This window comes from Kitasatospora sp. NPDC001225 (genome assembly GCF_053597855.1).
Genome location: NZ_JBSFJC010000014.1, coordinates 26495 through 49289, shown reverse-complemented (window position 1 = coordinate 49289; position 22795 = coordinate 26495). Strand labels below are relative to the sequence as shown.

At 74.2% G+C, this 22795-nt stretch carries 18 protein-coding genes; 5 read left to right on the top strand and 13 right to left on the bottom strand.

Annotation, left to right across the window (positions count from 1 at the left end; genetic code table 11):
* Positions 1–74: 74 nt before the first annotated feature.
* The 6 genes from ACWDCZ_RS07285 to ACWDCZ_RS07260 form a co-directional block, all read right to left on the bottom strand.
* Entirely contained in the window at positions 75–770 is a 696-nt protein-coding gene (locus ACWDCZ_RS07285) for a demethylmenaquinone methyltransferase (protein WP_049651181.1), read from the bottom strand.
* A gap of 156 nt (positions 771–926) precedes the next feature.
* Complete coding sequence (locus tag ACWDCZ_RS07280; RefSeq protein WP_074005515.1) at positions 927–1514, bottom strand: DUF3592 domain-containing protein; 588 nt, start codon at positions 1512–1514, stop codon at positions 927–929.
* A 254-nt stretch (positions 1515–1768) separates the two neighbouring features.
* Positions 1769–2497 carry an amidohydrolase family protein gene (locus ACWDCZ_RS07275; RefSeq protein ID WP_449815438.1) on the bottom strand — a complete coding sequence of 243 codons (729 nt, stop codon included), beginning with the start codon at positions 2495–2497 and terminating at the stop codon, positions 1769–1771.
* 127 nt (positions 2498–2624) lie between these two features.
* Positions 2625–3845 carry a cyclic dehypoxanthinyl futalosine synthase gene (mqnC, locus tag ACWDCZ_RS07270; protein WP_049651178.1) on the bottom strand — a complete coding sequence of 407 codons (1221 nt, stop codon included), beginning with the start codon at positions 3843–3845 and terminating at the stop codon, positions 2625–2627.
* A gap of 137 nt (positions 3846–3982) precedes the next feature.
* The gene (locus ACWDCZ_RS07265) at positions 3983–5713 is read right to left on the bottom strand and encodes a serine/threonine-protein kinase (protein ID WP_449815437.1); all 1731 of its coding nucleotides are present in this window, start codon (positions 5711–5713) and stop codon (positions 3983–3985) included.
* 279 nt (positions 5714–5992) lie between these two features.
* The gene (locus tag ACWDCZ_RS07260; protein WP_380776138.1) at positions 5993–6913 is read right to left on the bottom strand and encodes a menaquinone biosynthetic enzyme MqnA/MqnD family protein; all 921 of its coding nucleotides are present in this window, start codon (positions 6911–6913) and stop codon (positions 5993–5995) included.
* 486 nt (positions 6914–7399) lie between these two features.
* Here ACWDCZ_RS07260 and ACWDCZ_RS07255 point away from each other — a divergent pair, with 486 nt between their 5' ends.
* The gene (locus ACWDCZ_RS07255; RefSeq protein ID WP_045692393.1) at positions 7400–7603 is read left to right on the top strand and encodes a cold-shock protein; all 204 of its coding nucleotides are present in this window, start codon (positions 7400–7402) and stop codon (positions 7601–7603) included.
* A gap of 346 nt (positions 7604–7949) precedes the next feature.
* Here ACWDCZ_RS07255 and ACWDCZ_RS07250 read toward each other — a convergent pair whose 3' ends face one another.
* On the bottom strand, positions 7950–9296 hold the full coding sequence (locus ACWDCZ_RS07250; protein WP_049655677.1) for a dicarboxylate/amino acid:cation symporter: 1347 nt from the start codon (positions 9294–9296) through the stop codon (positions 7950–7952).
* A gap of 486 nt (positions 9297–9782) precedes the next feature.
* On the opposite strand from ACWDCZ_RS07250, the gene ACWDCZ_RS07245 reads away from it, so the two are divergent.
* Entirely contained in the window at positions 9783–10991 is a 1209-nt protein-coding gene (locus ACWDCZ_RS07245) for an MFS transporter (protein ID WP_449815436.1), read from the top strand.
* Positions 10992–11088: 97 nt separating this feature from the next.
* Here the strand turns inward: ACWDCZ_RS07245 and ACWDCZ_RS07240 are convergent, their stop codons facing one another.
* The 5 genes from ACWDCZ_RS07240 to ACWDCZ_RS07220 all read right to left on the bottom strand — a co-directional run bounded on the left by ACWDCZ_RS07240 (position 11089) and on the right by ACWDCZ_RS07220 (position 18264).
* The gene (locus tag ACWDCZ_RS07240; RefSeq protein WP_449815435.1) at positions 11089–14493 is read right to left on the bottom strand and encodes an SdrD B-like domain-containing protein; all 3405 of its coding nucleotides are present in this window, start codon (positions 14491–14493) and stop codon (positions 11089–11091) included.
* A 222-nt stretch (positions 14494–14715) separates the two neighbouring features.
* Complete coding sequence (locus tag ACWDCZ_RS07235) at positions 14716–15876, bottom strand: LacI family DNA-binding transcriptional regulator (protein WP_449815434.1); 1161 nt, start codon at positions 15874–15876, stop codon at positions 14716–14718.
* Between the two features lie 29 nt (positions 15877–15905).
* Positions 15906–16250, bottom strand: coding sequence for a DUF4229 domain-containing protein (locus tag ACWDCZ_RS07230; protein ID WP_369808350.1), 345 nt, complete (start codon positions 16248–16250; stop codon positions 15906–15908).
* A gap of 114 nt (positions 16251–16364) precedes the next feature.
* Positions 16365–16895, bottom strand: coding sequence for a GNAT family N-acetyltransferase (locus ACWDCZ_RS07225; RefSeq protein ID WP_416874891.1), 531 nt, complete (start codon positions 16893–16895; stop codon positions 16365–16367).
* 52 nt (positions 16896–16947) lie between these two features.
* Positions 16948–18264, bottom strand: a complete 1317-nt coding sequence (locus ACWDCZ_RS07220) for an MFS transporter (RefSeq protein ID WP_074005507.1) — start codon at positions 18262–18264, stop codon at positions 16948–16950.
* Positions 18265–18384: 120 nt separating this feature from the next.
* Here ACWDCZ_RS07220 and ACWDCZ_RS07215 point away from each other — a divergent pair, with 120 nt between their 5' ends.
* Positions 18385–19449, top strand: coding sequence for a GlxA family transcriptional regulator (locus tag ACWDCZ_RS07215; RefSeq protein ID WP_449815433.1), 1065 nt, complete (start codon positions 18385–18387; stop codon positions 19447–19449).
* 404 nt (positions 19450–19853) lie between these two features.
* On the opposite strand, the gene ACWDCZ_RS07210 is transcribed toward ACWDCZ_RS07215, so the two are convergent.
* Positions 19854–20327: an ATP-binding protein gene (locus ACWDCZ_RS07210; RefSeq protein WP_049658191.1), complete on the bottom strand. Its 474-nt coding sequence runs from the start codon at positions 20325–20327 to the stop codon at positions 19854–19856.
* Positions 20328–20984: 657 nt separating this feature from the next.
* Here ACWDCZ_RS07210 and ACWDCZ_RS07205 point away from each other — a divergent pair.
* Positions 20985–21563 (top strand): RNA polymerase sigma factor, encoded by a 579-nt coding sequence (locus ACWDCZ_RS07205; RefSeq protein WP_074005505.1) that lies wholly within the window; start codon positions 20985–20987, stop codon positions 21561–21563.
* Positions 21560–22786, top strand: coding sequence for a zf-HC2 domain-containing protein (locus tag ACWDCZ_RS07200; protein WP_416874894.1), 1227 nt, complete (start codon positions 21560–21562; stop codon positions 22784–22786). Before ACWDCZ_RS07205 ends, ACWDCZ_RS07200 begins: the two co-directional genes overlap by 4 nt.
* Positions 22787–22795 lie beyond the last annotated feature (9 nt).

Sequence of the window (22795 nt, the reverse complement as noted above, 5' to 3'; positions counted from 1 at the left end):
CGGGCGGCCGAGCGACCGGGCGACCGGGGCGCGGGCCCACCGAGCCCGCCGAGCCCCGAGCCCGCCAAGCCCGGCTACGCGATCTTGTACGCCCGGTGCAGCGCGACGATCCCGCCGGTCAGGTTCCGCCAGGCGACCTTCGACCAGCCGTTGTCCTGGAGCTTGGCGGCCAGCCCCGGCTGGTCCGGCCAGGCCCGGATGGACTCGGCGAGGTAGACGTACGCCTCCGGGTTGCTGCTGACGGCGGTCGCCACCGGCGGCAGCGCGCGCATCAGGTACTCGGTGTAGACCGTCCGGAACGGCGTCCAGGTCGGGGTGGAGAACTCGCAGATCACCAGCTTGCCGCCGGGCTTGGTGACCCGCTGCATCTCGCGCAGCGCCTCGTCGGTGTCCTGGACGTTGCGCAGCGCGAAGGAGATCGTCACCGAGTCGAAGGTGTCGTCCGCGAACGGCAGCCGGGTGGCGTCGCCGGCGGTGAGCGCCAGCTCGGGGTGGCGGCCCTTGCCCTCGGTGAGCATGCCGACCGAGAAGTCGCACGGGACGACCTTCGCACCGGCCTCGGCGAAGGGCAGCGAGGAGGTGCCGGTGCCGGCCCCGAGGTCGAGCACGAGGTCCCCCGGGCCGGCGGCCACCGCCTCGGCCACCGCCCGGCGCCAGGCGCGGGCCTGGCCGAGGGAGAGCACGTCGTTGGTGCGGTCGTACTTGGCCGCGACGTCGTCGAACATGGCGGCGACTTCGTGCGGCTGCTTGTCCAGAGAGGCTCGGGTCACGCCCCCCATTGTTCACCCTCGCACGGACACCCCGACCAACGGGGCCGCGCCCACGGACCTCACCGGCCTCACCCACGGACCTCACCGGCCTCACCCACGGACCTCACCGGCCGGGCCCACGGTCCTCACCGGCCGGGCCGTACCCGCACGCCCCCCTCAGTGCTGGGCGCGCCGCCCGCCCGCGCGGCGCCGCCGCCGGGACCGCTTGCCGTGGGTTATCGCGGGCATCCCGTCCGCGAGCGCCCCCGCCGCCAGCGCGAGGTTGGCGGCCAGCGCTCCCTGCCCGCTGCGGACCGCGAGGGCCTTGTGGTGCCGACGGATGCGCAGCACGCAGATCACGAAGAACACGAGGGCCACCGGCACGCTGAACCGGGCCAGGCCCACGCCGACCGGCTGCGGGTAGGTGTCGCCGCAGATCCGTACCGCGCCCGGGTCGTCGGCGGCGTGCTCCAGGCAGACCGCGTCGCCGACCTTGGCGCTGTCCGAGAGCGGCAGCGCGGCCGCGGTGTGCGGCTCCCCGTCGGCCCGGTAGCTGACGGCGCTGTAGGTGCCGCCACCGGTCGGGAGCTGGGTGACGACCCCCTCGACTCTCACCGGGTGCGCCTCGATCCGGTCGGCCTGGTCGGCCTGGCGCCAACCCAGCAGGCACATGCCGACGGCCAGCACTGCGCTGAGCACGGCGGCGAGGTACCAACCACGGCCCATCCGCGGGGTGCGCGGCGGGGGAACGGTCGCGGTTCGCATGGTTCCTGTCCTGGCTTGCCGTCGGGGCCGGGGACACGGCCCCGCCACCCGCGGGCGCGGGCGGTGGTGTGGTGAGGGTACGGAGTGGGTGAGCTGTCCGGGATCGTATCCGCTGGCGGGCCCTCAGGTCACGATGAAGGGACAATCACTCTCCGGTACCGGACCCGGAGTTCGGGTGCACACGAAGGAAGTCCCGTGCGCCACAAGGAAATCCGCCTACTGACGAGTACGTCACACCCGCCGTGACGCCCGTCTCAGCGTCGGCGGTACACCAACCGCCCGCCCAGCACCGTGGCCAGGCACCCGCCGGCCACCGGTTGCGCGCCCTCGTCCCCCGCGACCGCGGCCGTCGCGAACACCGCGAAGTCCGCCCGGCCCCCGACCGCCACCCGCCCGTACACGGCCTCGGCGAACGGCAGGACGGCCAGCGGGTCCAACAGCCGCGCGCCACCGTCCTGCGGCCCGCTGCCCTCCGGCCCGCCGTCCTGCGGCCCGCCGCCCACCCCGCCGGACGCCACAGCGGACGCCACAGCGGACGACACGGCGGAACCGGGCAGCCCCACGACCCCCGACCGCGCCACCGCCGTCCGCACCGAGGCCCGCTCGAAGGGCCCGGCCACCGCCGTCACCCCGTACCCGAGCATCCGCTGCAGCCCCCGCCGGGCGCTGGCCCCGCACCGCGCCTCGTCGGTGGACCCGGCCAGCCCGTCCGCCACCGGTTCGACGCCGACCTCCTCCCGCGGATCCGGGTGGTACGCGCGTTCCAACAGCCAGTGCCCGTACGGATTGCGCAGCCCGGGGGCGAGCACGGCCGCCCCCCAGTCCCGCACCCGCGCGCCCGGGTACCCGGCCGCCAGCTCCCCGTACGGCCCGACCGCCTCGACCAGCTCGCCACGCACCACCACCGCCCCGTCGGCGATGGACGGGGCGGTGGGATCGGCCGGGTCGGGCAGCACGAACGCCGCCCGGTGCAGAGTCAGCACAACAGCGCCTTCGACTTCGACAACAACGGCAAGTGCAACGGCAACGGCAACGGCAACAGCGCCGACGCCGGCACCGCCATCAGCGGCACCGGTACCGGCACGACAAGAAGGGAGGAGGAACGAGGACTCAGTTGTCCAGGATCTTCAGCTCGGGGTGCGCGGTGCCGCCCTCGATCGCCGTGGAGGCGATGTGCGAGGCGACCCGCGGGTCGACCGGGTCGTTGGCCGGGTCGTCCAGCACCCGCAGGTGCTCGTACGTGGTCGAGCGCTGCGCCGGGACGCGGTCGGCGGCCCGGATGAGGTGGATCAGCTCGGTGAGGTTGGAGCGGTGCTTGGCGCCCGCCGCCGAGACGACGTTCTCCTCCAGCATCACGGACCCGAGGTCGTCCGCACCGTAGTGCAGCGACAGCTGGCCGGCCTCCTTGCCGGTGGTGAGCCAGGAGCCCTGGATGTGGGCGACGTTGTCGAGGAACAGGCGGGCGATCGCGATCATCCGCAGGTACTCGAAGACGGTGGCCTGGGTCGAGCCCTTCAGGTGGTTGTTCTGCGGCTGGTAGGTGTACGGGATGAAGGCCCGGAAGCCGCCGGTGCGGTCCTGCACGTCGCGGATCATCCGCAGGTGCTCGATCCGCTCGGCGTTGGTCTCGCCGGTGCCCATCAGCATGGTGGAGGTGGACTCCACGCCGAGGCCGTGGGCGATCTCCATGATCTCCAGCCAGCGCTCGCCGGACTCCTTCAGCGGGGCGATCGCCTTGCGCGGCCGCTCCGGCAGCAGCTCGGCGCCGGCGCCGGCGAAGGAGTCCAGGCCCGCCTTGTGGATCCGGGTGATGGCCTCCTCGACGGAGACGCCCGAGATCCGCGCCATGTGCTCGACCTCGGAGGCGCCCAGCGAGTGGATCACCAGCTGCGGGAAGTCGGCCTTGATCGCCGAGAACGCGCGCTCGTAGTACTCCACGCCGTAGTCCGGGTGGTGGCCGCCCTGGAACATGATCTGGGTGCCGCCCAGCTCGACCGTCTCGGCGCAGCGGCGCAGGATCTCGTCGAGCTCGCGTGACCAGCCCTTGTCGCTCTTCGGCGGCACGTAGAAGGCGCAGAACTTGCACGCCGTCACGCAGACGTTGGTGTAGTTGATGTTGCGCTCGATGATGTACGTCGCGATGTGCTCGGTACCCGCGTAGCGGCGGCGGCGCACCGCGTCGGCGGCGGAGCCGAGCGCGTGCAGCGGCGCGGAGCGGTAGAGCTCCAGCGCCTCCTCCGGGGTGATCCGGCCGCCTGCGGCGGCCCGGTCGAGCACGGCCTTCAGGTCGGTGCTGGACGCATCGAGGGTGGTCGCTGCGAGCTCGGTCACCTGGCGGCCTTCTCTCTCTCAAGTGCTACTCGGGTACGGCCGAACCAGCCTACGCCAGCACATTCCGCCGCCCGCGTCAGCCCGCTGAACAGCGCGCGGAGCACCCCGGACCAGCCCCGAGCAGCTCGGACCACGCCTCAACCGTTCGCCCTGCGCATCGTGCCCGCCGGGTTCCCGGCCGGCGGGTCGGCGGAGGTGAAACGGACCGTCCCGTCGGACTGGAGGGTGAGCGTCTCCGCGTTGGAGCCGCCGGTGCAGGCGCCGGGGATCGAGGAGCGGACCAGCCGGGACTGGAACACCAGCACAGTGGCGGAGGCCGACCTGAGCGTCCAGGCGCCCTCGCAGCTGATCGAGATCAGCCCGGAGGCCGCGTTGCGGCTGGTGGTGCTCTCCTGACCGATCGCCGCCGGACGGACGGTGAGCGTGGTGGTCCCGGCGGGCAGCCCCTTGTCGGTGACCATGTCCCCGCTCCAGGTGCCCAGGAAGGCGGCGGGCACCACGCTCGGCCCGCCCGTCCCGGGTGGCGCCGCGCCCGGGGCGGGCGGCGTCGCGCTCCCCGGAGCACCGGGGGCCGACGCCACCCCGGAGCCGAAGGCCCCGCTCGGCAGGACGGCCTGGCTCGGATCGACCGACACCTCCGGCAGCGGCCCCACCGTCGGCGACGGCCCCGAGGCCGCCGGTTCGGCCCGGTGCAGCCACTCGTACAGCCCGTACCCGCCGCCCCCGAGCACCGCGAGCGCCGTCACGGCCGCCACGACCGCCACCCCGGGCCGGACGCGCCGCGGCCGCGCCCCCGCCGGCTCGTCCCAGACACCCGAGCACAGCGGCTGCCGATCCCCCTCGCCCTCCGGCCCGCCCCCGGATGCGACGGTCGGAGTCCGCACCACCCCGGAAGCACCCGCCTCCGGAGCCGGCTCCCCCGAAGCCCCCGGAATCCCCTCCGGGTCCGAGTCCGGGTCCAAGTCGAGGTCCAGGTCCAGCAGCCCCACCGCACTGCGCCCCACCCCCGCCGCCAGCTCCGCCGGCAGCCAGCCGCCGTGCGACAGCCGGGTGGCGGCCGTGCCGTCCGGGTCCAGCCGGTCGTGGAGCTGCCGCGGGGTGGGGCGAGCGGCCGGGTCCTTGGCCAGGCAGGCGAGGACGGTCCCCCGCAGCGGCTCGGGCAGTCCGGCCACGTCCGGTTCCTCGTGCAGCACCCGGTAGAGCAGCACGGCCGCGCTGACCCCCTCTCCGAAGGGGTGCACGCCGGACCCGGCGAAGGCGAGGACGGCGCCGAGCGAGAAGACGTCCCCGGCCGGCCCGACCGCCTGCCCGTTCGCCTGCTCGGGTGACATGAAGCCGGGCGAACCGACCACGTAACCGGAACGGGTGAGGCCGCCGGCGGCGTCCAGTGCCCGGGCGATCCCGAAGTCGATCAGCCGGGGCCCGTCCAGGGTGAGCAGCACGTTGGAGGGTTTGACGTCCCGGTGCACCAGGCCGAGCCCGTGGACGTGGGCCAGCGCCCCGGTGAGTCCGACGCCGAGCGAGCGCACGGCCGGCTCGGGCAGCGGCCCGTACGTCCGGACGGCCTCGCCGAGCGCGGGGCCCGCCACGTAGCCGGTGGCGACCCAGGGCTGCCCGCCCTCGGTGTCGGCGTCCAGGACCGGCGCGGTCCACGCGCCGCCGACCCGCCGGGCGGCGGCCACCTCCTGCCGGAACCGGGCGCGGAACTCGGCGTCGTCCGCGAGTTCCGACCGCACCACCTTGACGGCGACGGTGCGCCCGCCGGCCGTCCGGCCGAGGTAGACCCGGCCCATCCCGCCCGCGCCGAGCCGCCGCAGCAGCCGGTAGCCGCCCACCTGGCGCGGATCGTCCGACCCCAGTGCCCGCATCCCCGTACGCTCCCTCGCCCGCTCGGCCACGCGCGCCGACCACCGACCGCCGACCGCCGGGGGCCGAGCGGCCACCCGGCCGGCCGACCCCCCGGGTCAGCCGTCCGGTCGGCCGGCCGACCGACCGTCAGCCGGACGCGCCTCGGGTGCAGACCGTACCGGGCCCGGCCGGGCCCCGCCCGGCCCGCGGACCGGAACGGGGCCAGGAGCCGGACCGCGCGCCCCCGGGGGGCCGTCGTCACACTCCCGTCGCCCCGCGGGCGGGGGCGAGGACGGGCCCTACGACCCCAGCGGCAGCGCCGCCGGCTCCAGCAGCCGCACCGCGACGTCCGGGGCGAACCCGCTGTCGTGCGCGACCCGCCGGGCGAACTCCGTGACCCCGGCCAGCTGCCGCTCGCCGAGCGAGAAGTCGAGCGCCTCGCTGAAGTACCGCTCCAGCACGTCCGCCCCGATGGTCTCCCAGCGGGCGGCCTGCTCGGCGACCTTGGTGGCCTCCACCAGCGACAGGTCGCGGGACTCCAGGAAGGCCCGGTGCACCGCGGCGGTCATCTCCGGGGCGCGCTCGGCGAACTCGCGCCGCACCGCCCAGACCGCGAAGACGAAGGGCAGTCCGGTCCACTCCTTCCACATCTCGCCGAGGTCGTGGACGGTCAGCCCGAGGTCGGCGGCCTGCCCGAGGTAGGCGCGCAGGGCCGGGTCGCCGATCAGGACGGCGGCGTCGGCCTCGGCGAGCATGGAGCTGAGGTCCGGCGGGCAGCTGAAGTAGTCCGGGCGCACGCCCTCGCGCTCCTCCAGGAGCAGTCGGGCGAGCCGTACGGAGGTGCGGCTGGTGGAGCCGAGGGCGACCCGGCGGCCGTCGAGGTCGGCGAGCGGCACCTTGCTCACGATCAGGCAGGACATCACCGGGCCGTCGCTGCCGACCGCGATGTCCGGCAGGACGAGCAGGTCCTCCGCGTTGCGCAGGTACTCCACGCAGGTGATGGGGCCGATGTCCAGGGCGCCGTCGACGAGCTGGTCGCTCAGCTTCTCCGGGGTGTCCTTGGTGAGATCCAGATCGAGCAGGTTGCCGGTCCTGGCGAGCCCCCAGTAGAGGGGGACGCAGTTCAGGAACTGGATGTGGCCGACCCGCGGCCTGACCGGGGTGTCCTGCCGGGGCTCCCGCGTCCGCGCGTCCGGTGTTCGTGCTTCCGGTGCTGCCACTGCGCCGCTCCCTTGCTGTTCGTGCCTCCCCGCAGCGTATGCCTGCTGTCGGCGGTGGCTCGCACCGGCCACCCGACACGCCCTCACGCGCCGCCGGCGGGCCTTTCCGCGCCCGCCCCCACCTTGACGAACGGCCTGACGCACACCCTCCCGACCGGCCGACGGCCGCCCGGCAACCGACCCGGCGAACACCCGCAACAGCCTTGCGCCCGGCCCCTGTGAGCGCCTCAGGACCGCCCTACGACACGCGCCTTCCACGCCGTAAGTGACCTCTGGTCGTCACAGCGGCCGCATGCTAGCGTTGCCCTCAGTTGCAGTTTGATTCCCCTTGCAGTACTTGAAGCCTGCGGAGCATGTAACCGCAGGCTTTTTGTAGTTTTTCAGCAATATCGAAAAATTTCGGACACGTCCGGAGGCAGGGCGATCAGCGCAGCGGACCGGGTGCCACACGGTGTGGCCCCCGACACGCCTCGCAAGGAGAACGGCATGGCCACGGGAACCGTCAAGTGGTTCAACGCTGAGAAGGGCTTCGGCTTCATCGCCCAGGAGGGCGGCGGCCCGGACGTCTTCGTCCACTACTCCGCCATCAACGCGAACGGCTTCCGTTCGCTGGAGGAGAACCAGGCGGTCACCTTCGACGTCACCCAGGGCCCGAAGGGCCCGCAGGCGGAGAACGTCACCGCTGTCTGACCATCCTCTGATGATCTGATCGCTCGTGGACCCCGACGGGTCCGCCGGCGGCTCCCGACAGCCGCCACCATGAGCACAAGAGCAGTACCCAAGGGGGCCCGCCCGTCCGGCGGGCCCCCTGCCTTTTTTCGAACGCCTTCCGGCCGAACTCCACTCGAACGTCACTCGAACATCGAACGGGCGGTTCGGGCCGGGAAGTTCGGGTGCGGAGAAAAGGAATGCGGAAAGGGCCCTCCCCCGTCACCGGGAGAGGGCCCTTTCCGTCCGGTCGATCGGACGTCCCCTCTGGCGTCCGATCGGGCATTCGGCCTCCGGCTGAGCGGCCGGACCGGAGGCCGAACGAGCCTCAGGCCGCGGCCGTGGCCGCTCCGCCCTGGGCGGCGACGACGGCCGGCTTGGCGTCCTCCTCGTACAGGTCCCCGGACGGGTTGTTGTACGCGGCGACGTCCAGGATCTTCTCCCGGGCGGCGACCACGATCGGCACGACGACCTGGCCGGCGACGTTGGTCGCGGTGCGCATCATGTCCAGGATCGGGTCGATGGCGAGCAGCAGGCCGACGCCCTCCAGCGGCAGGCCCAGGGTGGACAGGGTCAGCGTCAGCATGATGATCGCGCCGGTGAGGCCCGCGGTGGCGGCCGAGCCGACCACCGAGACGAAGGCGATCAGGATGTAGTCCTTGATGCCCAGCTCGATGTTGAAGACCTGGGCGACGAAGATCGCGGCGACGGCCGGGTAGATCGAGGCGCAGCCGTCCATCTTGGTGGTGGCGCCGAACGGCACGGAGAAGGACGCGTACTCGCTCGGGACGCCGAGGCGCTCGGTGACGCGGCGGGTGACCGGCAGGGTGCCGACCGAGGAGCGGGAGACGAAGGCCAGCTGGATGGCGGGCCAGGCGCCCTTGAAGAAGTGCAGCGGGTTGAGCCCGGCGGCGAAGCGCAGCACCAGCGAGTAGACGACGAACAGCACCAGCGCGCAGCCGAGGTAGATGTCCAGGGTCAGCGTGGCGAAGGGCTTGAGCAGGTCCCAGCCGTACTTGGCGACGGACTTGCCGATCAGGCCGAGGGTGCCGAGCGGGGAGAGCCGGATGACCCACCACAGGGCGGTCTGGGTCAGCTCCAGCACGGACTCGCTGAGCTTGAGGACCGGCTCGGCCTTGGCGCCGAGCTTGATGATCGCCGCGCCGACCACGACCGCCAGGAAGACGATCTGGAGCACGTTCACCTTGGCGAACGAGTCGACGATGTTGGTCGGGAAGATCCCGGTCAGGAAGTCGATCCAGGTGCCCTTGGAGTCGAGCGCCTTGAGGCCCTCGGTCTTCAGGTTGGTGCCCTCGCCCGGGTTGGTCAGCAGGCCCAGGCCGATGCCGATGCCGACCGAGATCAGCGAGGTGATCATGAACCAGAGCAGCGTGCGGGTGGCCAGGCGGGCCGCGTTGGTGACGTTGCGCAGGTTGGCGACGCTCACCACGATCGCGGTGAACACCAGCGGCGGGACGGCGACCTTGAGCAGCTGGACGAAGATCTTGCCGATCGTCTCCAGGGTGGTGGCCAGCCAGGAGATGTCGGCGGCGCGGGCCAGGTAGCCGAGGCCGACGCCGAGCACGAGGCCGGCGACGATCTGCACCCAGAAGGGCGTCTTGCGGATGCGGGCGAGCACGGACGGCGACGAGGTCGCCTCGGGCGCTGTGGACATGGGGGAGCGTCTCCGGGGGAGGGCGTTGCTGACGGTGAGGTGGGGGCGGAGCAGGCGGCACGGCGCGGGGCCGGACGAAGGGGTCGGCCCCCGATCAGGGGCGTGCCGCCGCGGTACAGCTCGGGGCGGTACAGCGCATGGCGCGGCAACGGCCCATGGCGCGACAACGGCGCGGACTGTCCACAGCACCGGTCAGAGCACACGGGCGGGCGGCGCCGGGCAGCGGGCCCGGGCCGTGCATCCGCAGTGCGTCTGAGGCTGTCATGGCCGATACGTTAGCAGCAAAGGTTTGAGATGTTCAAAGTACTTGTTTGAGGTCACGGAGAGTTCCTGCCCACCCGAACCCCGCCGCGAACCCGCGCTCCGGACACGAACGAAGCTGACGCCCCATCAGGACGGCTCGATGGTCCGATTGACCGCTGAACGGTTATACGTATAACTTTGGCGGCGTCCCCGCCCCTGCCTGCCCACCCGGAGAGGACGCCGATGGGCTACCTCGCCCTGCTCCGTGCCCCGCACGTCACCCGCCTGCTGTTCGGCACCCTGCTCGGCCGCCTGCCCGCCGGCATGACCGCCCTCGTCATCGCCCTCGCGCTGCGCGACGCCGGAGTGGCGTACGGCCGGGTCGGACTGGCCACCTCCTGCTACGCGATCGCCGCCGCCGTCGGCGGGCCGGTGCTCGGCCGGATCATCGACCGCACCGGACAGCCGCGCGTCCTGCTCGCCTCCGCCGTGGTGGCCGGCGGCGGGTACGCGCTGCTCGCCCTCGCCCCCGGCTCCGCGATCGGCGCGCCGCTCGGGGCCGCGATCGCCGGCCTCGCCATGCCCCCGCTGGAGCCCTGCCTGCGCTCGCTCTGGCCGGACGTGGTCGAGGAGAAGCAGCTCGACACCGCGTACGCCTTCGACTCCGCCTCCCAGCAGATCCTCTACGTGGCCGGCCCGCTGGCCGTCGCCGCCATCTCCGGACTGTTCAGCCCGGTCGCCGCGCTCTGGGTGGCCGCCGGACTCGGACTGGCCGGCGCGCTGATCGTGGCCACCACCGGACCCGCCCGGTCCTGGCGCGCCCCGGCCCGGGAACAGTCCGCCGGACTGCTCGGACCGCTGCGCTCCCCCGGGCTGGTGCTGCTGCTGGTCGGACTGGCCGGGGCCGGCTGGGCCGTCGGCGCGCAGAACGTGCTGTTCATCGCCTACGCCGAGCGGAACGTCGGCGCGCTGCCCGGCGGCGGAGGCACCCTGCTCGCCCTGGCGGCGCTCGGCGGCCTGCTCGGCGCACTCGCCTACGGCGCCGTCAGCTGGCGGCAGACCACGGCCACCCGCACCTGGATGATGGCCCTCGCGATGGCCGCCTCCTACCTGCCGCTGATCGCCCTGCCCGGGCCGTACCCGATGGCCGCGCTGGCCTTCCTCTCCGGGATCATGCTGGCCCCGCTGCTGGCGGCGGCGTTCGTGCTGGTCGCCGAACTGGCGCCGACCGGCACCGTCACCGAGGCCTTCGCCTGGCTGGTGACGCTGTTCGCCACCGGCAACTCGCTCGGCTACGCCGTCTCCGGCAAGCTCGCCGAGGACTCGCTGCGCCCGGTGGCCCTGTGCGCGGTGGGCGGCATCGCGCTCGGCGGGCTGCTGCTGTTCGGCGCCCGGCGCTGGTTCCACCCGGCGCCGGTCGCCCCCGCCGAGCAGCCCGTCCCGGTGGGCTGACCCGCCCCCACGAACGACCGCGCCCGCCGGTGGTCTGGCCGGCGGGCGCGGTCTTGTCCTTCCTGTCCTTCACCTACGGGTGATCAGCCACGCGCGGTCAGCTGTGGCGGCCCCGACGGCGCCGGGCGACCACCGTGAACAGCACGCCGAGGCCCAGGGCGGCGGCGCCGAGAGCGGCCGGCAGCAGACCGGGCCCACCGGTGTGCGGCAGCTCGCCGCCATCCCGGTCCGGGGACGGCCGCTGCGGATCCTGCGACGGCGCGCCGGGCTCACCCGTGCTCGGGGGCTCGCTCGACGACGGACCGTTCGAGGGGCCGTCCGACGGACCGCCGGTGGGGCCGCCCGACGGCGAGGTCGAGTCCGTCGGTGCCGGCGAACCGGTAGGCGTACTCGTGGGCGTACCCGTGGGCGAACCGGTCGGCGTCGGCGAACCCGTGGGGGACGGCGAGTTCGTCGGAGTCGGCGACGAGGTCGGCGTCGGCGAACCCGTCGGAGTCGACGTAGGCGTCGAAGTCGGGGTCGCAGTCGGAGTAGGCGTAGGCGTCGGCGTCGGCGTCGGCTCGTCCGCCGGCACCAGCCCCAGGTCCAGGCTCAGGTCCCGGGCCCCGCCCGACAGTCGCACGGTCTGGGTGGTCCCGGTGGCCGGGTCGGCGTCCGAGTCCCGCGCCGGGTCCTTCCCCGCGTGCCGCGTGGTGGCCCTGGCGCCCGCCGGAGCGGTCGTCAGGTCGAAGCGCACCGCGTACTCCCCGTCCGGCAGCTTGTCGAACAGGTAGTTCCCGTCCGCGTCCGTCACCGTGGTGACCGGCTTGCCCAGCTTGTCCCGGACCGGCTGTCCGGTCCCGTCCAGCAGCTCGACCCGGACGCCGGGGACCCCGTTCTCGCCGGGGTCCTGGACGCCGTTGCCGTCGCGGTCGGCCCAGACGTGGTCGCCGAGCGCGTTGTCCGGCGGCGCGGGCGCCTGGACGCCGACGCCGACCTTGGCGGGCTCGGCCGGCAGCAGCGGGCTGCCGGTGGAGTCGGTGGCGGTGTAGGCGAAGCTGTTCCACGCGAAGTCGGCGTTGCCGGCGTCCACCGAGGCGACCATCGGCCAGGTCAGGGTGAACAGTCCGCCGGACGGCAGGGTGCCCGGCCGGCTGACCTTGAACCAGGTGGTGTTGCCCGGCCCGGGGAAGTCGGTGCTCCACTTCGCGTTCGCGTCGCACGGCCCGGGCACGGTGATCGGCCCGGTCGGGCAGGGGTTCGGCGAGGTGGTGTACTCGATCGCCACGGTCGGGTCGCTGGAGGTCAGCGGCCGGGTGAGCGAGGGCGTCCAGGCGGAGCCGCGCGGGACGTCCGGGCGCAGCAGGTAGGAGTCGCCGGGGGTGGGCAGCTTGTCGTACGCGACGAAGTCGGTGACCGGGTCCGGCGAGTCGTTGCGGACGGTCAGCCGGTAGGAGAGGCCGCCGCCGGGCGTGGTGGTGCCGGTGGTGGCGTAGTCCTGGTCGAGATCGCCCTTGACCTCCTTGAAGGAGCGCAGCACGGCCGGGACCTGCACCTCGACCCGGGAGGAGGCGTGGCACATGGTCTCGGTGGTGTTGCCGTCGCCGTCGAGGTCGTGGGTGTCCGGGACACCGCTGTCGGTGCCGAAGTAGGAGCAGGCGACGGGTTCCCCGGCGCCCTCGGTGGTGACGTACGCGTCGTTGGTGAGGGTCCCGGGCCTGGCGCTGCCGGCCACCTGGACGTCGATCAGGGTGCGGTAGGCCCGGTGGTCGTTGAGGTACGTCATGTCGGGCGCGCCGGCCGGCCAGGTCAGCTTGAGCAGTTGGCGGCCGTCCGGTCCGGGCAGCACCTGGACGGAGCTCGGGGCGACGGACTCCGGGTAGCCGGGGTCGCGCCGGGCGCTGCCGTCCTGGTAGACGAGGCCGGGCGGCAGCAGGTCGTACATCACCAGCGGGGTGCCCAGGGTGCGGCCGGTGCGGTTGTACGGGGTGAGCTGGAAGGTCGCGATGCCGCCGGGGGCGAGGACCTCGCCGGAGACGGTGGTCTTGGCGGCGCCCAGGTTGGTGGCGCCGGAGACGGTGGTGTCGGCGCAGGCGTTCGCCGAGGCGGTGGCGCCGGCCGCGTCGGTGCCGGTCACGTCCACGCAGTTGTGCAGCGGGCCGGGGGCGGTGCGGCCGTCGTGGCCGGGGGTGACCACCTGGGCGAGCACCTGGACGGCGTTGCCGGGGCTCCAGCCGGTGGGGACGGGGCCGTTCCACTCGAAGCGCAGCCCGTCGAGCCGGCGGCCGGCCGGGAGGCCGAGCACGTCGTTCGCCGGGTTCCCGGCGCCTTCGGCGAAGGTGATCCGGCGGCTGCCCGAACCGTCGAACGGCTTGCCGGGGGTGAAGGTCCGCCAGGTCGGGTCGCCGTCGAGCCGGTACTGGAGGGTGAGGCCGATGGTGGCGGGGTTCCAGGCCTCCAGCTGGATGGACTGGGGGATCAGCCAGTTGTAGAGGCCGGTGGTGGTGCCGCCGCCCGGGTCGGTCATCACCAGGCGGGTGACGGGGCCGGCGGTGTTGACGGCGTGGAGGCTGAAGGAGGCGATGTCGCCGGAGACCACCCGGTCCTGCCAGACCTTGGAGGCGGTGACCTGGATGCCGGTGGTCGGCGGCTGGAAGACCGGGGACACGGCGGTGGCGTCGGACAGGTCGCGCATGCCCTCGGGGCCGAGCGGGTCGCCCTGCAGGACCACCGAGTTGGTGGAGGTGGTGCCGCTGGGGAACGCCGGGTCGGGGTAGTTGACGACCAGGACGCCGGGGTTGCGGCAGCCGGCCTGGCCGTTGCCGGCCCGGAAGGCGCCGATGTCGAACACCCAGCGGTCGGGGTTGCCCGGGTCCTGGGTCCAGCCGGGCGAGCGGCCGGTGTCGACGACGGCGCCGGGCGGCAGGGTGTCGACCAGCCGGCTCGCGTCCAGGTCGACGTTGGGGACGCCGCTGGTGGAGCAGGCGCTGAACTGGTAGGTGACCGAGCGGCCGTCCTGGCTGCTGGTCTGGACTCCCTTGGTGACCTTGTAGTCGGGCTGGACGACGGCGCCGGTGGTGGCGGAGCCGGACTGCTCGGGCTCGCCGTCGGCGGTCAGGGTGGCCGAGTTGACGGCCTTGGTGCCGTTGGGGGTGGTGAAGTTGGGGAACCTGAGGACGACCTTGACGGTCGCGGTGGTCCCCGGGGTGAGGGTGAGGAGCCTGATGTCGAGGGTGCCGCCGACGGTGCCGGCCGCCGGGACGGTCGAGCCCGCGACGTCGACGGTGCTCGCGTCCGGGGTCCAGCCGACGAACTCCATCCCGGCCGGGAGGGTGTCGGTGATCCGGCCGTTGGCGCAGTCGGTGACGGAACAGGTGTAGCGCAGGGTGTAGGTGACGTTCTCGCCGGGCGCCGCCGTCGGCTTGTCCACCGTCTTGGTGAAGCCGACGGCCGCCTGGGCGGTCGGGACGGTGAGGGTGCCGGTGAGCAGCGTGCCCGCGAAGAGGCCCAGGGCGGTGGCCATCCGGCCCGCCTTGGACGAGGGTGAGGGTATTGATCGGAGCGTCCGCATCCTGGAATCTCACCCTCTGTTAATCCGAATGGAGGTACGGCGCGAGAGTAAATGAGGATTATTCACCCGATTGGAGCAATCCTGAACGCGTCCGAGGGGCATCTGTGAGCCACCTGAGGGCCATACGGGGGCAATCCGGACGGAGCGGCGCCGCCCAGTGGTGACGGACCGTGATCAGCCTGTCGAAGCCGAACCGGCCGGCGCCGTGGAGGAGCGCAGCACCAGCGAGGTCGCCAGCGGCGCGACCGGCGCGACCCGCTCCCCGCGCAGCAGGGCCGCCAGCGCGGCCGCGCCCGCCCGGCCCAGCTCCTCGCCCGGCAGGTCGACGGTGGTCAGCGGCGGGGCGAGCAGCGCGGCCACCGCGACGTTGTCCATGCCGACCACCGACAGGTCCTCCGGCACCCGCAGCCCCAGCTCCGCGGCGGCCTGGTAGACGCCGGAGGCGACCACGTCGTCGTCGCAGAGCACCGCGCGCGGCCGGTCCGCCCGCTCCAGCAGCCGACCCGCGACGGCCCGCGCGGCCCGATGTCCGTCGTTCAGGCTCACGCCCAACTCCACCACGTCCAGGCCGAGTTCACGGACGGCCTGCTCGAAGGCGGCCTGCCGGACCCGGAAGGTGTACGCGGAGTGGCTGGAGCGCAGCCGGCCGATCCTGCGGTGGCCGAGCGCGGCCAGGTGCTCGACCGCGGCGCGCATCCCGCCGGCCACGTCGAGTTCGACGGTCGGACGCGCCCGGTCGGTACCGGGGTCGGCGTCCAGGAAGACGGCGGGGGTGTCGGCGGGCAGCTCGCCGAGCTGGCTGTCGTCCGGGGAGCAGATCAGCAGGCCGTCGAAGCGGCCCGCGGTGGCGGCCTCGGCGAGGGTGGCGCTGCCCCAGCCGGAGCTGACCACGACGGCCAGGCCGTTGCGGCCGGCCTCCTCGTGGACGCCCTCCAGCACCCGGCCGAAGAACGGGCCCTGGAGGTTCGGCACGGCCAGCAGGATCATCCCGCTGCGGCCGAGCCGCAGCTGCCGGCCGGCCGCCTGCGGGCGGTACCCGAGGCTGCGGGCGGCCTCCCGGACCCGCTCCCGGGTCGCCTCGGAGACCCGTCGGCCGGCCTCGGCGCCGGAGAAGACCAGGGAGACGGTGGCCTGGGAGACCCCGGCGAGCCGGGCCACGTCCCGGCCGGTGGGCCGGCGGACGGGGGCCGGCCAGGTGCCGAGCGCCGCCTCGACGGACGGCTGCCCGGCGGACGGCTGCTCAGCGGAAGGCGGCTCGGACGGCTCGACGGAAGACGGCTCGGGCGACTCGGCGGAAGGCGGCTCGGACGGCATGGAGTCTCGGGTGGCGGGCACGGCGGCTGCGCTCGCGGGCGGGGCCGGGGTCAGCTCTGGCCGGCGGTGGCCGCGCGGGCGGCGTCGTCGGCGGCGTCCTCCTCGGCGTTCTGCGCGGCGATCCGCTCGGCGGTACGGCTGCGCATCCCGGAGACCTTGCCGCTGATCTGCTCGGACATCGCGTCGCGCTGCCTGCCCAGCAGCGCGTAGCTGAGCGGCGCGGAGGCGACCGCGGCCAGCAGGAAGAGGAAGATCATGCCGGCCTCACCGCTGACCGGGATGACCTGGAAGTGCCCGAGCAGCAGGGCCACCAGCAGGCAGCCGAGGAAGATGCTGACCCGCATGGAGGTGTAGCGGAGCGTGGCGTGCGACTTCTCCGGGCCGTTGCTGGTCACTCGACACATCCTTCTTCGTTGCGCTGGGGCCGGTCCTCCAGTCAAGCATGCCTGACAGCCGGAACGGGGCACGGGGCACCCGGTCCGGCCCGGACGGCCCGACCGGGGCCGGCGTCAGCGCAGGTCGAGCCACATGGTGATGTCGTCCCGGTCGTCCCCGGGGGCGATCCGGATCGCGGCCGGCACCCGGCCGACCTCCCGGTAGCCGCTGCGGGCGTAGAACCGCTCCAGCCCCTGGCCGCCGCGCGCGGTGAGCCGCAGCGACTCCAGGCCCCACTCCCGGGCCACCCGCTCGGCCTCGGCGAGCAGCCGGGCGCCGTGCCCGAGGCCCTGGAAGTCGGGGTGCACCATGACCCGCTTGAGCATCCGCCAGTGCTCCATGAGGTCGAAGCGCATCGACTCGAAGAACAGCGCGCCGACCAGCCGGCCCGTCCCGCTCTCGTGGGCGACCAGCAGCCGGTCCGGACCGTCCGGCGCGATCCCGGCGAACTGGTGGTCGGCGGTGTCCCAGACCTCCTCCTCGGTGACCGGCGCCACGAAGCCGACCGCCCCGCCGGCGTTGGTGACGTCGACCCACAGCCGGACGATGTCCGTCCGCAGGTCCGGGTCGGGCTTCGGGTCCAGGGTGAAGGTCAGGGCGGCCATGGACCGGAGCCTAGACCTCCGGTACGACAACCCCGCCCGGGGGCACCGGCCGTCACGGCAGCGCCGGCACCGCCCGGTCGGTCCGCCCGGTGCGCAGCGCCAGGCAGAGCCCGACCGCGACCGCGCACAGCCCGCCGGCCCCGTACCAGGTGAGGTCGTAGTTGCCGAGCGCGTCGCGGGCCAGGCCGGCCAGTCCGGCGACGACGGCCGCGCCGATCTGGTGGGCGGCGAGCACCCAGCCGAAGACGATCGGGGCGTCCCCGCCGAAGTGCCGGCGGCACAGCGCGACGGTCGGCGGCACGGTGGCCACCCAGTCCAGCCCGTAGAAGATCACGAAGGCGAGGATCGGCGGCTGGAGCGTGCCGGCCATCAGCTGCGGCAGCAGGAGCAGGGACAGGCCGCGCAGCCCGTAGTAGACGGTGAGCAGCAGCCGGGAGTCGACCCGGTCGGTGAACCAGCCGCTGGCCACGGTGCCGACCACGTCGAAGACGCCGATCAGGGCGAGCAGGCTCGCGGCGGTGGTGACCGGCATGCCGTGGTCGTGCGCGGCCGGGATGAAGTGGGTGCCGACCAGGCCGGCGGTGGTGGCGCCGCAGATCGCGAAGGAGCCGGCCAGCAGCCAGAACGCCCGGGTGCGGGCGGCGTCCCGGAGCACCTTCAGCGAGCGGGTCAGGGCGCGGCCCTCGGTCACCGGCGCGGGCGGGGCCTCGGTCGCGCCGTACGGGAGCAGGCCGACGTCGGCGGGCCGCTCGCGCATCAGCAGCAGGACCGGGACGGCGACGGCGCTGGCGGCGAGCGAGACCACGACCACGGCCGAGCGCCAGCCGTGCTGCTCGACCAGCCAGGCGCCGACCGGCAGGAAGACCAGGTTCCCGGCGGCCCCGGCGGCGGTCAGCACCCCGGTGACCAGGCCCTGCCTGGCCTGGAACCAGCGGCCGGTGATGGTGGTGGCGAAGGCGCCGGCCATCGAGCCGCTGCCGAGGCCGACCAGCACGCCCCAGCAGAGCACCAGTTGCCAGGGCTCGCGCATCAGCATGGTCAGCCCGGCGCCGACCGAGATGGTCAGCAGCGCGCAGACCACCACCAGGCGCACCCCGAAACGGTCCATCAGGGCGGCGGCGAACGGGGCGGTGAGGCCGTAGAGCGTCAGGTTGACGGAGGTGGCGCTGGAGATCGTCCCGAGCGACCAGCCGAACTCGTTGTGCAGGGCGTCCATCATCAGGCTCGGCGTGGAGCGGAAGCCGGCCGAGCCGAGCAGGACGAGCAGGGAGACGGCGGCCACCACCCAGGCGTAGTGCACCCGGGGGCGCTTGGCCGGGGCGGGCGGTCCGGAGCGGGAGGCGGGGGCGAGGACACGGCGTTCGGTCACGCGAACGAGTGTTCCGGGCCGCCCGGCGCCGGACGAGTGGCCTGAATGACAGCTTTCGCAAGAATCGGGCCAAGGTCCGACGTAGGCTGGCCCGGACCCACCGACATCCGAGGGGACGGCATGGCACACCTGGTCGCGGTACTCGCCCTGGAGGGCGTGATCGCCTTCGAACTCGGCATCCCCGCCCGCATCTTCGGCGGCGCCAAGGACCCGGCCGGGCGGCCGCTGTACGAGGTGGCCACCTGCACCCTGGACGGGCGGCCGGTCGCCACCAGCGCCGACTTCCGGATCGTCGTCGACCACGGGCCCGAACTGCTGGAGCGGGCCGACACCGTGGTGATCCCGGCCTCCGCCGACTCCAGCCCGGCCGTCGCCGACACCTGCTTCACCCCGGCACTGGCCGCCGCGCTGGCCCGGATCCGGCCCGGCACCCGGCTGATGTCGATCTGCACCGGCTCCTTCGTGCTCGCCGCCGCCGGCCTGCTGGACGGCCGCCCGGCCACCACCCACTGGCGCTACACCGAGCGCTTCGCCCAGCTGTTCCCCCGGGTGCGGCTGGACCCCGACGTGCTCTACACCGACGACGGCGACGTCCTCACCTCCGGCGGGGTGGCCGCCGGGGTGGACCTCTGCCTGCACGTGGTGCGCCGCGACCACGGCAGCGCGGTGGCCAACGCGGTGGCCCGCAACTGCCTGGTACCGCCGTGGCGCGAGGGCGGCCAGAAGCAGTACGTGGAGGCCCCGAGCCCGGTGGACCCCGGCGACAGCGGCACCGCCGCGGTGCGCGCCTGGGCGCTGGAGCACCTGGACCGGCCGCTGGTGCTGCGGCAGCTCGCCGACCGGGCGGGGATGAGCGTACGGACCTTCACCCGGCGCTTCCGGGAGGAGACCGGGGCCAGCCCCGGCCAGTGGATCACCACCCAGCGCACCGAGCGGGCCCGCCAGTTGCTGGAGCGGACCGACCTGACGATCGACCAGGTCGCCCGGGAGTCCGGCTTCGGCACCGCCGCCTCGCTGCGGCTCCAGCTGCGCGGCCGGCTCGACGTCGCGCCGAGCGCCTACCGGCGCACCTTCCGTGCCCTTCCCGAAAGCAGCGCCCTCCCCGAGAGCGGCACCGGCCACGAGAGCGGCACCGGCCATCAGAGCCCCGCCGTCGCCGAAAGTCCTGTCCGGCGGGCTTCCTGAGCGAAGCCTGGGAACGGGCCGCCCGGTGGCCGGATCCCGTCGCACGGGGGCGACGCATTGGATGGCGGCAGGCCGAGCGCACTGCGAGCGCGACACGGCAGGCCGCCATCCAACCGCGGCGCGCGAGCCCTGAGTCCGCGCCACACCCTCCGCACTCGCCGAGGAGCGGCCCGTGGCCGACCGTCCGCGATCCCCCCTGCTGGCACGAATCCCCTGGACAGCAGCACCGCGACGGTGGACGAACGTCCCCTCGGCGTCCCCTCGCAACGGAGCGCCGCACCCAAGAGTGATCAGTCGGATACGTCACGTCAATGGGTAGTCCGAAATTCGGAATGGTTGCGTCACCTTTCGGCCGGTGATCAGCACCGGTGATCGGCACCCGCGGACGGCCGCCGCGAAAGCCGCTATTGCGCCAAAGCCGCCCAGTCCACGTCGGCCAGCGGCTCGGTCGGCCGGGCGTCGCTGCCGATCTCGCACCAGACCCGCTTGCCCGAGCCGTCCGGGTACCAGCCCCAGCGCTCGCAGAGCAGTTCGACCAGCTCCAGGCCGCGCCCGTTGGTCGCGTCCTCGTCCGCGCCCGCGTGCCGCGGGGCCGGGGGGGCCTGGCTCGCGTCGGCGACCTCCACCCGCAGCGGGGCGGCCGGGCCGCCCTCCTGCGGGCCGTCGGCCACCGGCAGACAGAGCCGCAGCACGGCCGGACAGCCGGTGTGCACCACGGCGTTGGTCACCAGCTCCGAGACCACCAGCACCACCGTCTCGGCCATCGGCGCGTCCGGGTCCACCCCGTGGTTCAGCAGCCGCGAGCGCACCCACCGGCGGGCCCGACCGACCTCGGCGGGGTCAGCCTGCACCGCCAGCTGTACCTGAAGAACCTGCACCGCTCCACCACCCGCACTCGCAGTTCGGCTGAGTCCCGGTCGGGCCGGACCGGCCGGCGGGCCCGAGCCCGTCGCCCGGTGCCGCCCGAGCCGTGCCCGGGCGCCCGCGCGATCCGTTCGCCCGCGCCCGTTCGTCCGCGCCGTCTCGTCGGTCGGGCACCGGCCGCGACACGAATACGCCTCAGGATGGGCGGGGGGACGGAACGCAGCAAGCGCTTCGGGCATATTCCGGCGATCGGGCGACAGCGCGGTGCATACTGTCCCGCTCACGCTCGCGAGCCTCGTACCGGTGATCGTCCGACCCGGGCCGACCTGCCGGTCCCGCGGTCGGGAACCTACCGCCGCGCGCCCCGGGCGCCCCGCCCGCCACTCGCGAACCACCCGTGCGGCGCGTGTCCGACGGTGCTCGTACGGCGGCGCCGACGGACGCCCCCGCCGACCCTGCCGTCACATCGACCGACCGTCGCACCATCCGACGGTCCGGTCCCGGAGGACGGCGGTCCGGCCCCGGGGTCGGCGGCCCGGACCGGGGAGCACGTCCAGGAGGACGGCGATCCGTGGGGAACGGTTCCGTTCTTGCCGGAATCGCCCCCGGCGCCGCCCGGCCGCGGGATACCGTTGGGTACGCCAGCGAACCCGTCAGGAGGGTGGTTCCCGATGGCCACCCCGGAGCGGACCCCGCGCTGGGACGAGCAGTTGCAGCGCCGCCTCGCCCGCGGCGAGGAGACGGCGCTCGGCGAACTCTACGACCAGCTCGCGCCGATGGTGCACGGCCTGGCCGGGCGGATACTGGCCGACCAGGCCGCCGCCACCCAGCTCACCCGGGAGGTCTTCGCCCATGTCTGGGAGCACCCCGAGGACTTCGACCCCGCCCGGGGCTCGCTGCGCTCCTGGCTCGGCGCGCTGACCCACCACCGCGCGGTCGAACGGCTGCGGGCGCGGCGGGCCGCCGACCGCGGACCGGGCGCGGAGGCCGAGATCCGCGCCGTGGCCACCGCCGCGCGGATGCAGTACGTGGTCGACTCCCTGCCCCAACCCCTGCGTGAGACCATCGCGGTGACCTACTACGACGGTCGCACCTACCACGAGACGGCCCGGCTGCTCGGCATCAGCGAACAGGTCGCCAAGCAGCGGATGCGGCTCGGTCTGGAGCTGCTGGCCACCGAACTGGCCGAGGAGCGCGCCCGCCAGGACGGAGCCGGGGACGGAATCGGGCACGGGGACGGGGAGACGTGAGCAGCACTGAGGAGCAGCACGACGCCCTGCGCTCGCTGCTCGGCGCGTGGGCCCTCGGCGCCTGTCCGGCCCGCGAGGCGGCCGAGTTGGAGCAGCACCTGCGCGACTGCCGGGAGTGCGCCGAGGAGGCGGCCCGGCTGCGCGAGGCGGCCGGCTGGCTCTCCCTGGACGAGCCGCTGGACCAGCCCGGCTCGCTGCGCCAGCAGGTGCTCGACTGGTGCCTGGCCCGTCGGCCGGCCGAACTGCCCGTCCCCGCCTGGGGGATGCCGTACACGGCGGAGACCGCCAAGCTCGACGCGCTGCTGCGCGACCTCGGCCCGGAGGAGTGGCAGGAGGTGGCCGAACTGCCCTGGCACGGCGGCACCGAGTGGCTGCGCCCGGCCGAGGTGCTCGGCCACCTGACCGCGGTGGACGGCTTCCTGGCACTGGCGCTCGGTCTGCCCGACCCGGTGCCGGCCGCCCCGGGCCTGCCCGCCGCGCGGATCGGGCGGCGGGTGCCGCCGCAGGAGCCGGCCGCCGGTCCGGCGGTGCCGCGCGTCCCGGCGCAGGGCGGTCCGTACGCCGCGATCACCGCGCGCACCGCCCGGCTGGTCGCCGACCAGCGCGGTCTGGCACCGCAGTCGGTGCGCTCCCGCTGGCGGCGGCAGGCCCACGACCTGGTGCGCGGGGCCGCGCTCCGGCCGCAGGGCAACACCCCGGTCGACTACGGCTTCGCGGTGCTGCCGCTGCGCGACGCCTTCGTGGACCGCGCCTTCGAGTGCTTCGTGCACGGCGAGGACGTGGCCCGGGCGGTCGCCTACCCGTACGACCCGCCGGCGCCGCAGCACCTGCGGCAGATGGTGGAGCTGGTGGTCCGGCTGCTCCCCCGGGCGCTGGCCGGGCTGCGCGCGGCCCGCCCCGAGTTCGCCGGGGTGCCGGCCGCGCCGGTGGGCGGGGTCAAGGCGGCCCGGCGGGTGCGGCTGATGGTCGACGGCCCGGCGGGCGGCGAGTGGCTGGTCCCCCTCGACGGCGACGGCCTCCGCACCGACGGCTCCGACAGCACCGACGGCAGAGCCGGCAGAGACGGCACCGAGCCGGTGGCCTCGATGGTGCTGGACGGCCTGGAGCTGTGCCAGCTGGCCGCGGCGCACCGCGACCCGGACCGGCTGCCGGTCGGCACCCACGGCGACCGGGCCGCCGTCCGCGAGGTGCTGCACGCGCTCCCGCTGCTCTCCAGGCCGTAGCGGGCCGTA

Coding starts and splice junctions, on each gene's coding strand:
- ACWDCZ_RS07245 (WP_449815436.1), top strand. CDS start 9,783: ATGGGCTACCTCGCCCTGCTCCGTGCCCCGCACGTCACCCGCCTGCTG.
- ACWDCZ_RS07215 (WP_449815433.1), top strand. CDS start 18,385: ATGGCACACCTGGTCGCGGTACTCGCCCTGGAGGGCGTGATCGCCTTC.
- ACWDCZ_RS07255 (WP_045692393.1), top strand. CDS start 7,400: ATGGCCACGGGAACCGTCAAGTGGTTCAACGCTGAGAAGGGCTTCGGC.
- ACWDCZ_RS07240 (WP_449815435.1), bottom strand. CDS start 14,493: ATGGCCACCGCCCTGGGCCTCTTCGCGGGCACGCTGCTCACCGGCACC.
- ACWDCZ_RS07265 (WP_449815437.1), bottom strand. CDS start 5,713: ATGCGGGCACTGGGGTCGGACGATCCGCGCCAGGTGGGCGGCTACCGG.
- ACWDCZ_RS07280 (WP_074005515.1), bottom strand. CDS start 1,514: ATGCGAACCGCGACCGTTCCCCCGCCGCGCACCCCGCGGATGGGCCGT.
- ACWDCZ_RS07250 (WP_049655677.1), bottom strand. CDS start 9,296: ATGTCCACAGCGCCCGAGGCGACCTCGTCGCCGTCCGTGCTCGCCCGC.
- ACWDCZ_RS07225 (WP_416874891.1), bottom strand. CDS start 16,895: ATGGCCGCCCTGACCTTCACCCTGGACCCGAAGCCCGACCCGGACCTG.
- ACWDCZ_RS07205 (WP_074005505.1), top strand. CDS start 20,985: ATGGCCACCCCGGAGCGGACCCCGCGCTGGGACGAGCAGTTGCAGCGC.